The organism is bacterium (assembly GCA_035530055.1).
Lineage (GTDB): Bacteria > UBA6262 > WVXT01 > WVXT01 > WVXT01 > WVXT01.
Map to the genome: position 1 here is coordinate 1 of DATKVN010000036.1, position 12752 is coordinate 12752.

Below are 12752 nucleotides of genomic sequence, written 5' to 3' on the forward strand. Positions count from 1 at the left end.
CGGCCCATCTGCTGCACTAACTACCAAAACTGCCCCGTCCATTTGTGCTGCCCCAGTAATCATATTCTTCACATAGTCCGCATGCCCGGGACAATCTATGTGCGCATAGTGCCTCTTCTCTGTCTCATATTCCAGATGAGCTATGGCAATGGTTAATCCCCTCTCCTTCTCCTCAGGGGCATTGTCAATCTCATCTACCCTCTTGGCTTCTGCCTTCCCTGTCTTCGACAAACAGAGAAGAATCGCCGCAGTGAGTGTCGTCTTCCCGTGGTCTACATGTCCAATTGTGCCCACATTCACATGTGGCTTAGTTCGTACAAACTTCTCCTTGGCCATTTTTTTACCCCCTTTAGTTATTTTTAAATTCCTTCAATAATTTCTTTTGCTAATTCCTCCGAAACCTCATCATAATGGGAAGGCTCCATACTATAGGTTGCTCGACCTTGCGTTAGGGACCGTAAACTGGTAGCATATCCGAACATCTCTGACAGGGGCACAAAACCATCTACTATCCCCATTTGACTTCGTCTATCTATCTTTGTTATTTTCGTCCGGCGAATGTTAAGGTCACCAAGCACATCTCCTAAATAGTTCTCAGGTACCACCACCTCCAGTTTCATCACTGGTTCTAATAGAACAGGAGAAGCTTTCTTCATTCCCTTATGGATAGCTATAGCAGCAGCATTCTTAAATGCCAGGGCTGAGGAATCCACTTCATGGAAACTACCATCCACTAATGTTACTTCCAGGTCAACTACTGTATATCCAGCCAGCACGCCCGCTTCCATTGCTTCACGAACTCCCTTCTCTACAGAAGGAATGTATTCTTTGGGAATTCTTCCCTCTTTTACCTTATCAATAAACCGGATTCCAGAGCCCCTTTCCTGGGGCTTCCCTTTTAACACAACATGCCCATACTGGCCATGGCCACCTGTCTGTTTGATATATTTCCCCTCCTGTTTAAAAGGCTGAGTGATACTCTCTTTATAGGCTACCTGTGGCTTGCCCACATTTGCTTCCACTTTGAACTCCCTCAACATGCGATTGACAAGAACCTCCAGATGGAGTTCTCCCATCCCCGAGATTATGGTCTGACCCGTCTCAGGATGAACCTTTATTTTGAAAGTGGGGTCTTCATTCGCCAGGATATTTAAAGTTGTAATCAACTTCTGCTCATCAGTTTTAGTTTTCGGCTCGATAGCCAGGAAAATAACTGGTTCAGGAAAACGTATCGACTCCAGAATTATCGGATGATGCTGAGCACAGAGGGTATCTCCAGTTGCAGTATTCTTAAGCCCCACCACTGCAGCAATATCGCCGGCATATACCATCCCGATATTTTCTCTGCGATTAGCGTGCATTCGCAGAATACGAGTTACTCTCTCCCTTATATCTTTAGTAGCATTGTATAGATAGGAGCTTGCTTTTATTGTCCCCGAATAGACGCGAAGAAAAGTCAATTTTCCCACATAGGAATCAGCCATTATCTTAAACGCTAAAGCACTGAAGTTCTCTTCATCGCTGGGTTCTCTCTTCTCTTCTTTTCCGCTTCGGGGATTAACCCCTGATATAGCCGGTAAATCTTTGGGGGAAGGCAAACAATCGACCACTCCATCTAAAAGCATCTGAACTCCTTTATTCTTCAGCGACGATCCACAGAAGACAGGAATCATCTTAACTGCAATCGTTGCCTTGCGCAGAGCTGTAATTATCTCCTCACTCCTTATCTCCTTACCGTGAACGTATTTATCCAATAAGCTATCATCCGTTTCGGAAAGAGCTTCCAGGAGTTCTTCCCGGTACTTTCTTGCCGAGGGAAGAAATTCCTGTGGAATATCTATCTCCTCATAAGTTACTCCCAAATCCTCTCCCTTATAGAGTCGAGCCTTCATCTGGATCAAATCGATGACTCCTCTAAAACCCTCCTCTTTACCAAGAGGGATTTGCACGGGATAAGCTTTTGCCCCTAACCTTTCCCTCATCCTGTCTACTACCCAGAAGAAGTCACTCCCCACGCGGTCCAGCTTATTGACAAAAGTTATCCGGGGAACACTATATTTATCTGCCTGTCGCCAAACTGTTTCTGACTGGGGCTCAACCCCCTCCACCCCGCAGAAAACCACTATGCATCCATCCAGTACTCTTAAAGACCTCTCAACTTCTACGGTGAAATCAACGTGTCCAGGAGTATCAATAATATTTATCCGGCAATCCCGCCAGTGGCAGGTGATCGCTGCCGAAGTAATGGTAATACCTCTCTCCTGCTCCTGTTCCATCCAGTCCATTGTTGCTGTGCCTTCGTGTACTTCACCCATCTTATAAATCTTCCCGGTATAATATAGGATCCTTTCTGTAGTTGTAGTTTTGCCAGCATCAATATGGGCAACAATTCCTATATTCCTCACTTTTTCTAACGGAAAATCTCTCTTCATAATCACACAAAAACAAAAAAGGGGTCAGATTCATTTTTTCCTAAAAAAAAGAGACCAGGCTACTTTTTTACTGTCCCTTCTTTACCAGCGATAGTGAGCAAAAGCACGGTTGGCTTCAGCCATTTTGTGAAGGTCTACCTTCTTCTTCACTGCCAAACCTTCACTATTTGCAGCGGCAACTATCTCCGCAGCCAGTCTTTCAAACATGGGCTTACCCTTTCGTAGTCTGGCAAACTGGATTATCCAACGCATTGCTAAGTCGACCGAACGTTCCGTATTTACCTCAAGTGGAACCTGATAGGTGGCACCACCAACCCTTCTGGCTTTTACTTCTAAAACAGGTCTCACATTACCTACAGCTTTATTGAATGTGTCCATGGGGGGAAGGTTAAGTTTCTTTCCCGCGCTCTCCAGAGCCTGGTAAACAATTTGTTCGGCTATTCTCTTTTTTCCCTTTAACATTATCCTGTTTGTAAATTTAGTTATAAGCAAACTATTGTAAATATAATCTGTCTCTATTTTTTTTCTTTTTGCTTTTCCTTTTCTTGACAAGACCTCAACCTCCTATTTCCGTTAAAACTGTGACTCCAAAAGACTCTTGAGTAGCACCGCTTGCGGTGCGTTAACGCGAGACAAGTCTCGCTACTCCTTATCTTTTTAAGCTGCTGACGGAGCTACAGTCTTTACTCTTTTTGTACCGTACTTCGAGCGCCCCTTTTTCCTATCGGTTACCCCGGCAGTATCTAAGATGCCTCGCACTATATGGTAACGGACCCCTGGCAGATCCTTTACTCTTCCGCCTCGAATTAAAACTATGGAATGCTCTTGCAAATTGTGCCCTATTCCGGGTATATAAGCAGTCACTTCCATACCGTTACTCAATTTCACCCGTGCCACTTTTCTAAGTGCTGAATTGGGCTTCTTGGGTGTCGTAGTATAAACACGAATACAGACCCCTCTCTTTTGAGAACACCCGTCTAAGGCGGGTGTCTTTGCTTTCTGTTTAATCTTTTTTCTACCTTTTTTTATTAGTTGATTAATTGTAGGCATTTTAATCCCGCGTTTCGCCCCCCTTTTCATCTCAAAGATCGTTTTTTCTGACCTTCCCCCCCCGATTCTATCGGGGGATTTCAATCTCATAAAGCCTTCCTTTCGGAAGGAATCCAGCTCAAGCTTTCAGCATTAGGTTTCCAACTCTTTCTGATAGTTAACTATTCCTGTCCCTGCAGGAATTAATCTTCCTATTATGACATTTTCCTTCAATCCTTGCAAATTATCACTCTCGCCAGAGAGAGCAGCATTTGTCAAAACCCGCGTGGTCTCCTGAAAACTGGCAGCAGAGATAAAGCTCTCACTGGAGAGAGCAGCCTTAGTTATACCTAAAAGAACTGGGCGGTACTGAATGGGCTTTTTATGCTTAGACTTAATCTTTTTATTTTCTTCTATAACTCTCGTTTTCTTAACTGTCTCTCCCACAAGAAAGCTGCTATCCCCACTATCTTCGATGCGAACGTTGGACAGCATTTGCCGTACAATAGCTTCAATGTGTTTATCGTTAATTCTCACTCCCTGCAACCGATACACTTCTTGTATCTCATTAACTAAATATTCTTGTACCTCTTTATCTCCTTTTACCCTGAGAATGTCACGGGGGTTGATGGGGCCGTCGGTTAAAGGAGCCGCCTCCGCTACTCTGTCTCCTTCGTAAACAACCAGATGGCAGTCTGGTGGTATGGGATACTCCTTGGGTTCTCCTATATCAGGGATAACCGTTACTTTAAATGCTCCTTTCTTAGTAGTCCCTAGCTTTACTACGCCACTAATTTCAGAAATAACTGCACTGTTCTTGGGGTTTCTGGCTTCGAATAGATCGGAGATTCTTGGCAACCCACCAGTAATATCACGCGGCTTGTAATCGACCTGGGGAATCTTGCATAAAACATCTCCTTGAGAAACTTCCGCTCCGTTTTCCACCACAATGTGCGTATCCACAGGTAAAAGGTAAGACCCTAATTTTTTTCGACTCTTATCAACTACTTCTATGCGGGGTCTGAGTTTCTCCGAACGGTAGGGAATAATTACTCTTTCCTTTAAACCTGTATTTCGATTTATCTCCTCATGCAGGCTTACGCCATCAATAATATCTTCCAATCTAACCTTGCCGGGAACTTCAGAAATAATCGGCATGGAATAAGGATCCCATTCCACCAGGAGTTCCCCTTTTTTAACTTTCTTATTTTCTTTAACTTTCAACCGCGCACCGTAAGGAACCAATTGATATTGTTCTTTGCTTTGCCTCTTTGAAGATTTAACACTTATCTCACCATTACGACTAACCACAATCAGTTGTTCCTGTTTATTCTTTATTGTACGGATAGTATGATATTTAATTGCTCCATCCTCTTTAGCTACGATCGAGGACTTCTTCACCAGTCCTGTAGCAGTCCCTCCGATATGAAAGGTTCTAAGAGTAAGCTGCGTCCCGGGTTCGCCAATAGATTGTGCTGCCACGACCCCCACAGCTAAGCCAACTTCAGCCAGCTTTCCTGTAGTCAAATCTATACCGTAGCACTTGGAGCAAATGCCTCTCGTAGTCTCACAGGTTAAAACTGAACGGATTCTAATCCGTTCAATATCAGCTTCCTGGATCTTCTTCGCTATCTCGGGAGTGATTATTTCTCCTGTTTCTACAATGACCTCATCAGTTAAAGGATGGGCGACCCTATCAATGCTTATACGCCCTGCAATCCGCTCACTTAAAGATTCAATAAGCTCATCACCCTCTTTTAATTCACTCACGCGAACACCATTCATTGTGCCACAATCTTCCTCATTAATTACAACATTATGGGCAACATCGACGAGTCTCCTGGTAAGGTATCCAGCATCCGCGGTTTTCAAGGCTGTATCGGCTAAGCCCTTGCGTCCCCCGTGTGTGGATATGAAGTATTCCAGAACCGTCAGTCCTTCCCTAAAGTTAGATTCAATGGGAGATTCTATAATTTCTCCCACTTTACCAGTAATTCTCTTTTCCGGCCTGGCCATTAACCCGCGCATACCGGCAAGTTGTCTAATCTGCTGAACAGAGCCCCTTGCTCCAGATTCAGCCATAAGGTATATGGAATTAAACTTAGGAGTCCCTTCCTTAGCCACCTCCAGCCCCTGGTTTTTTAACTCCATAAACATAGTATCCGCTATTTTATTGGTCACGCTGGTCCAGATATCGATAATATTATTATACCTCTCCGCCTCAGTAATTAAACCCTGCCTATAATTTGATTCAATCTTTTTTACCTGAGATCTGGCTGATTCCAATAACTGTTCCTTTATCCGAGGAGTTTTCATATCATCGAGGGAGATGGTAATTCCAGATTTGGTAACATATTTAAAACCTAATGCTTTTACTTCATCGAGCAAAGCCAATGTCCTGTAATTGCCCAGTTGGTGAAAACACCTCTGAATTAAATCTGCCAAGATTTTCTTATCGATTACTGTATTGACAAAGCGAAGTTTCTCGGGGAGAACCTGGTTGAATAGAATTCTGCCCACAGTTGTATAGTCTCTCCACCTATCAGGGTTAATGAAGTCTTCTTTTTCCCAATCGTCCCGTTCTCTAATTTTATTAATTCCTCTCACTTTTATCCGGGCGTGAAGGTCGACTTCACCCTCCTCATGGGCTACGGCAACTTCATCTACACTGGCAAAGATGAATCCCTCTCCTTTTACTCCTTTTTTCTCTTTAGTCAAATAACAGCACCCTAAAACTATGTCCTGTGTTGGCGTTACAATCGATTGTCCATTGGCTGGAGAAAGGATATTATTTGCTGCCGACATAAGCACCTTTGCTTCCATGCAAGCTTCAGCAGATAAGGGCACGTGCACTGCCATTTGGTCACCGTCAAAATCTGCATTGAATGCTGCGCAAACCAAAGGATGTAATTGGATTGCTTTGCCTTCGATCAAAACTGGTTGAAAGGCCTGAATTCCTAACCGATGGAGGGTGGGAGCTCTATTAAGTAGAACAGGATGGTCACGGATCACCTTTTCCAGAATATCGAAAACAACTGGAGTCCGCTTTTCCAGTTCCTTCTTAGCACTCTTCAAAGTGGTCACGTGTCCCTGAGAGATTAACTCATTTAAAATAAACGGCTTGAATAATTCCAGGGCCATCTCTTTGGGCAGGCCACACTGGTGTATCTTCAGATGGGGACCAACGACGATAACAGAACGACCAGAATAATCGACTCTCTTGCCCAGTAAATTCTGGCGGAAGCGCCCCTGTTTCCCTTTCAGAATATCTGAGAGAGATTTCAATGGCCGATTGCCAGGACCATTAACTGTCTTACCCCGGGCTCCGTTTTCAAATAGAGCATCCACGGCTTCTTGAAGCAAGCGCTTCTCAGAATGGATCATTACTGCGGGGGCTTTCAGATTTTCAATATGTTTCAACCTATTATTTCGATTAATTATTCTTCTGTATAAATCGTTCAAATCGGAAGAAGCAAACCTTCCTCCTTCCAGAGGAACTAATGGTCTAAGTTCTGGAGGAATCACGGGAATACAGTCAAGGACCAGCCACTCTGGTTTGTTTCCTGATTTAATAAAGCCATCGATTATCCTCAGCTGTTTCACCACCCTTGTCCTGGTAGTTTGCGCTATCTCCTCCTTTATTTTTGATCTCAACTCCTCAGCCATCTTAACCAAATCTATTTCTTTAAGCAAAGTCTTTATTGCCGATGCTCCTATCTCTGCTTTAAACGCTCTCTCACCATATTCTGTTTTGTATCTCTCATATTCTTCCTGTGAGAGAAGTTGCTTTTTAAATAAGCCTTGCACTTTCCCCGGATCAACTACAACGTAAGCGGCATAATAAACAACTCTTTCCAAATCTCCCAGCTTCATATTCAAAAGCATGCCAATTCGAGAAGGGGGCTTTCTCAAAAACCAGATATGAGAAACGGGCACGGCCAATTCTATATGGCCCATTCTTTCCCTTCTCACGTTAGACTCGGTAACTTCAACTCCACAACGATCGCAGATAATTCCTTTATGTTTGGACCACTTATATTTGCCACAACTACATTCATAATCCTTAACTGGCCCAAAAATTCTCTCACAAAATAGACCCTCCCATTCCGGCTTGAAAGTGCGATAGTTGATCGTTTCTGGTTTTTTAACTTCGCCATAAGACCAGCCTCTTATCCGTTCCGGAGAAGCTAAATATAAACGAATGGATTTAAAATCACTGTAGTCCAATTTTTCTCTAAATTTTTTTATTCTCGCTTTCTTAACCAATTTACCACCTCACCTCTAAAATTCAGAACTAATGATTTGTTCTTATTTTTGGAGTTCCACATTCAGACCTAAGGCTTGAAGCTCCTTTACCAATACTTTAAACGACTCGGGCACCCCTGATTCCTCTATCGGTTCTCCTTTCACAATTGCCTCATACATTTTGGTGCGGCCAATGACATCATCGCTCTTCACGGTCAAAAATTCCTTTAAAATATAAGCTGCACCGTATCCCTCTACTGCCCAGACTTCCATCTCCCCAAACCTCTGGCCACCAAACTGCGCTTTCCCGCCCAGGGGCTGTCGGGTAATCAGTGAGTAGGGACCTATAGAACGAGCATGAATTTTATCTTCTACCAAATGTGCCAGTTTCATAATATACATATATCCCACTGTAATTTTCTCTCCCATAGGCTCGCCAGTCAGGCCATCATACAGGGTAATTTTACCATCCTCAGGAAGTTTTGCTTGTTTCAACTTACTTCTTATTTCTTTTTCTTTCGCTCCATCGAAGATGGGTGAAACCATCTGCACACCCAACTCATGGGCAGCCCAGCCCAATTCTGCCTCCAGAATCTGCCCCACATTCATACGGGAAGGAATGGACAAAGGGTTCAACACTATATCCACGGGAGTCCCGTCGGGCAAATAGGGCATATCCTCAGCAGGTAGGATGCTGGCGACAACACCCTTATTCCCATGCCTACCCGCCAACTTATCACCTGCGGCGATCTTCCTCTTACTTACTACGAAAACCTTCACCAATTTGTTAACTGTAACCGGCAAGTCATCCCCTTGACGGAGATTCTCCTGCGTTTTCTTCTTATTTCTCTTCAGCTTCTCTATTTGAAATTCAGTTAATCTATTGATTTTTTCTTCCTCTCCCTTACTCAACTTTTTCGCCCGGGCAAGTGCTTTTTTCCTCTTTTGCCTCAAATCGAAAATCAGTTTACTATATTGCTGATCGATCTCCTTCGACTTCTTTAGCTCTTGGTCCTTGGAAATTTTCCCCTTACGGATGAACACCCGGACATCCAAGACCTTGCCCTCTACCCCAGGAGGGACTCTCAGCGAAGCATCTTGAACTTCCTCAGCTTTCTTTCCAAAAATCACCCTTAATAACCTCTCTTCAGGAGTAGCCCTGGTCTCGCCCTTGGGAGTAACCTTCCCCACAAGGATATCTCCAGGATAGACATAAGCTCCAATATACACTATACCATTCTCATTCAGATTCTTCAGAGCCTCTTCTCCCACATTAGGAATATCTCGGGTTATCTCTTCTGATCCTATGGTTAAATCACGAGCATCGACTTCAAATTCTTGAATATGAATTGAAGTGAAAATGTCATCCCTGACCAGTCTTTCGTTAACTAAGATCGCATCTTCAAAATTGTATCCACCCCAGGACATAAAAGCCACCAGAACATTTCTGCCCAAAGCAAGCCCTCCCTGACAGGTAGCTGGGCCATCGGCAATTACTTGACCTTTCCTGACATGGTCGCCTGCCTTAACAGTAGGAAGCTGATTCACACATGTATCCTGATTACTCCGCTTATACTTTTTCAAATGGTAAATATCTACAGGACTATTTTTATTTTTGTCATCTTCGCCACACCAAACTATAATTTGATCCGCTCTCACGCTCTCCACGCGACCAGCCCGCCGAGCAATCACCACCACTCCAGAATCCCGGGCTACCGCTTCCTCAATGCCCGTGACCACCAGTGGCTCCTCACAGACAAGAAGAGGAACCGCCTGCCTTTGCATATTAGAACCCATTAAGGCACGATTAGCATCGTCGTGTTCTAAAAAGGGAATTAACCCAGCCGAGGCACCCACAAGCTGTTTCGGTGAGATGTCCATAAGATCTATCTCTTTTGGCGAAACCAGAGAAAAATCTCCCCGACAACGGGTGGCTACCAAGTCTTCTTTAAATTTGCCTTCCTCACTTATGGGAGTATTTGCCTGAGCAATTACATACTCATCCTCTCGGTCAGCAGTGAGATACTCAATCTGGTCAGTAACTCTTTCTCTAATTATTTTACGGTAAGGTGTCTCAATAAGTCCGTACTTATTGATCCGTGCATAAAGTGACAAACTGGTAATCAAACCTATGTTTGGACCTTCAGGAGTTTCAATGGGACAAATCCGACCATAATGGGAATGGTGAACATCGCGCACTTCAAAACCAGCCCTTTTGCGATTCAGTCCCCCGGGGCCCAAGGCAGAGAGCCTTCTCTTGTGAGTAAGTTCAGCCAGAGGGTTTGTCTGGTCCATAAATTGAGATAGTTGACTAGTCCCGAAAAATTTCCGAATAACTCCCACCACTGGAGCAGTATTGATTATATCCCGAGCACTTATTGTTTCACTACTCTGCATATTCATTCTCTCCCTAACTAAACGAGCCATATGGGAAAGTCCAATTCTTATCTGATTCTCCAAAAGCTCACCTACCGAACGGACACGACGATTCCCCAGGTGATCGATATCGTCTATTTCTCCACCAGTTCCATTATTTAAATCGATAAGATACTTAATTGTGGCTAAAATGTCCTGCAGACATAGGGTTCGCCTTGTCTCTAGAGGGATTTCCAATTTCTTACTGTCCCTGGTTCCAAAATAGTAGTTGCTGCGACAAATAGTCTCCTGCAGTTGAGTAGGTAATTCAGATCTCATCTTTTCCAATACAGAAGATAGTTTTCTATTTATTTTGTAGCGTCCAACTTTAGATAAATCGTATTTTTTAGTCCTGAACAACAACGTATCAAAGAACGCTATTGCCGATTCTTCGGTAATATATTCCTGCGCGCGCAACCTGCGAAATATGTCCAGTATTGCTTGAGCCTGCGATTTAATTCTGTCCCTTTTTAAGGTTTCATGAATAGTTACATCGTTAATAGTAGGATCAAATTTCAACACTTCAACTTTGCTAATTTCTACCCTGATTATTCTCTTTGCTAACTCCAGAGTAATCTGTTCGTTGGGCTCTGCTAATATCTCCCCAGTCTTTTTGTCAATTATATCGGAAGCAAGGATCTTGCCTGATAAGGAAGAAGTAATTTTTTGTATATTATGTGAGGTGCCGGTTTTTAAATGAATGGTCTCCGTGTTATAAAACGCGTGTAAAATCTCAGAGTGAGTTTCCAAACCCAATGCCTTCAACAGCACGCTCGCCGGAAGTTTTCTCTTTTTATCGATCTTAACAAAAAGCGCATTATTGTTGTCGAATTCGAACTCTACCCAAGCTCCCCGATATGGTATAATACTGGCCACATAGAGTCTTTTACCATAAGATGATATCTTTATCTTTTTGGTCCCCGGTTCCTGGTCTTCTTCAAAAATGACTCCAGGCGAGCGGTGCAATTGATTGACTACCACTCGCTCGGCACCATTAATAATGAAGGTTCCGGTATCAGTCATACAAGGAAGATTGCATAGGTATACGGTTTGTTCTTTAAAGATTGGCTTTTTACGAGTTTCTTTCTTGATCTCCAACTTCACTCTTATCTTTAATGGCCTGGCATACATTATGTCTTTATTTATCGCTTCTGTCTTATCGTACTTAGGCTCTTCTAAAATATATTCCACAAAGCTCAATCGTAGCGTTTGGTCGACATTATCAATAGGGAAGATATCCTCAAAAGCCGCCTGAAGACCCTGCCTCTTCCTTTTTTCAGGGGGGACGTCCTTCTGCAAAAATTCTTCAAAGGAAGCTTTCTGCACCTCAATGAGATTAGGGATATCCATAATTGAAGGAATCCGTGCGAAATCTATTTTCTTCGCCAAATCAGACACCTCCTAATTTTGTAATTTCAAAATTTTTTATTTAATTTCTGCTTCTGCTCCAACTTCTTTTATCTTATTTTTGATTTCTTCTGCCGCATTCTTATCTATTCCTTCCTTCACTGCCTTTGGCGTATTATCTACCAGGTCCTTTGCCTCTTTCAGTCCTAAACCAGTAAGTTCACGCACGACCTTTATTACCTGAATCTTTTTGTCACCAATTTTCGTCAAAATAACACTAAATTCGGTCTGCTCTTCAGCCTTAGCCGCTTCCGGTTGAGCTCCCGCTGCTACACCAACTGGAGCTAAAGAGGCAGCACTAACTCCGAACTTCTCTTCCAGAGCCTTTACCAGCTCAGACAATTCCAGCACACTCATCTTTTCAATTGTCTGGATAATCTCGTCTTTACTCTTCTTCGCAGTGGTCATCTTTTATTCCTCCTTTACTTCTTCTGGCTTTTTCTTCCTAATCGCATCTAAGAGAAAAATCAAATTCCTCCCTAACCCCTGAAGTACTCCATAAAACCTAACAATAGGTCTCTGGAGGCTCAGACATAATTGGGCAAGGAGCACTTCTTTCGAAGGTAACTTAGCTAAAGATTCCACCTCCTGGGGAAGGATGACGTGGCCTTCTAAAAAACCTCCCTTAATCTTTAAATTCTGGTGCTGGCGAGAAAAATCTACAAGAGTTTTTGTAGCAACAATAATATCGGTTTTTTCAACGGCAATAGCAGTCGGTCCCCGAAGGTACTCTATTAACTTCTCCAATTTGAGATTCTTCATAGCCAAGCGCGCCAGAGTATTTTTTACCACTTTGAACTCGCAACCTATTTTGTTCATCCTGTTCCTCAGATCAGTCATTTCTTCCACATTCAGTCCTTTATAATCAGTCAAGATGAAATTATTATTCGTTCTTAACCTATCGGTAAGTTCATTTACAAAAACTTCCTTCTCTTTTCGTGCCATTCTTTCCCCCAAACTGGGAAAAATTAAGCGAAAAAATTCGCCTTTTCAGGCGATAAAAAAACTTCCCCCAGACAGAGAAGTTTTATTTTTGCACTTATCTGATCTCGGTAGGCAAGATTTAACCCGCAAAAGCGGGGGCCTACTATCTTCGACCTATTATATTTGGCTTCCTAAATATGTAATTTTATATAAACTTTTAATTTTTGTCAAGTGTTTTTTTTATTTTTTCGTTTCTGCCCTAAAAAGGAGTAAAAAAGGGGTCAGAGTGATTTTCTTATG

At 43.0% G+C, this 12752-nt stretch carries 8 protein-coding genes; all 8 read right to left on the reverse strand.

What is annotated here, in order from left to right; translation table 11 throughout:
- A partial coding sequence (locus tag VMW39_03315; protein ID HUW23041.1) for a GTP-binding protein occupies positions 1–336 on the reverse strand: 336 nt, incomplete at its 3' end.
- Between the two features lie 23 nt (positions 337–359).
- Complete coding sequence (gene fusA, locus VMW39_03320) at positions 360–2432, reverse strand: elongation factor G (GenBank protein ID HUW23042.1); 2073 nt, start codon at positions 2430–2432, stop codon at positions 360–362.
- An 81-nt stretch (positions 2433–2513) separates the two neighbouring features.
- Positions 2514–2984 carry a 30S ribosomal protein S7 gene (gene rpsG / locus VMW39_03325; protein ID HUW23043.1) on the reverse strand — a complete coding sequence of 157 codons (471 nt, stop codon included), beginning with the start codon at positions 2982–2984 and terminating at the stop codon, positions 2514–2516.
- Between the two features lie 105 nt (positions 2985–3089).
- A complete protein-coding gene (rpsL, locus tag VMW39_03330) occupies positions 3090–3482 on the reverse strand; it encodes a 30S ribosomal protein S12 (GenBank protein ID HUW23044.1) in 393 nt (130 codons plus the stop codon).
- A gap of 132 nt (positions 3483–3614) precedes the next feature.
- Entirely contained in the window at positions 3615–7727 is a 4113-nt protein-coding gene (gene rpoC / locus VMW39_03335) for a DNA-directed RNA polymerase subunit beta' (GenBank protein HUW23045.1), read from the reverse strand.
- Between the two features lie 42 nt (positions 7728–7769).
- Positions 7770–11519, reverse strand: coding sequence for a DNA-directed RNA polymerase subunit beta (gene rpoB, locus VMW39_03340; GenBank protein HUW23046.1), 3750 nt, complete (start codon positions 11517–11519; stop codon positions 7770–7772).
- 27 nt (positions 11520–11546) lie between these two features.
- Positions 11547–11936: a 50S ribosomal protein L7/L12 gene (gene rplL, locus VMW39_03345; GenBank protein ID HUW23047.1), complete on the reverse strand. Its 390-nt coding sequence runs from the start codon at positions 11934–11936 to the stop codon at positions 11547–11549.
- A 3-nt stretch (positions 11937–11939) separates the two neighbouring features.
- Complete coding sequence (rplJ, locus tag VMW39_03350; protein HUW23048.1) at positions 11940–12473, reverse strand: 50S ribosomal protein L10; 534 nt, start codon at positions 12471–12473, stop codon at positions 11940–11942.
- Positions 12474–12752: the final 279 nt, after the last annotated feature.

Excerpts from the sequence above, each read along its gene's own strand:
- fusA (HUW23042.1), bottom strand. The coding sequence starts at position 2,432 with ATGAAGAGAGATTTTCCGTTAGAAAAAGTGAGGAATATAGGAATTGTT.
- rpsL (HUW23044.1), bottom strand. The coding sequence starts at position 3,482 with ATGCCTACAATTAATCAACTAATAAAAAAAGGTAGAAAAAAGATTAAA.
- rplL (HUW23047.1), bottom strand. The coding sequence starts at position 11,936 with ATGACCACTGCGAAGAAGAGTAAAGACGAGATTATCCAGACAATTGAA.
- rplJ (HUW23048.1), bottom strand. The coding sequence starts at position 12,473 with ATGGCACGAAAAGAGAAGGAAGTTTTTGTAAATGAACTTACCGATAGG.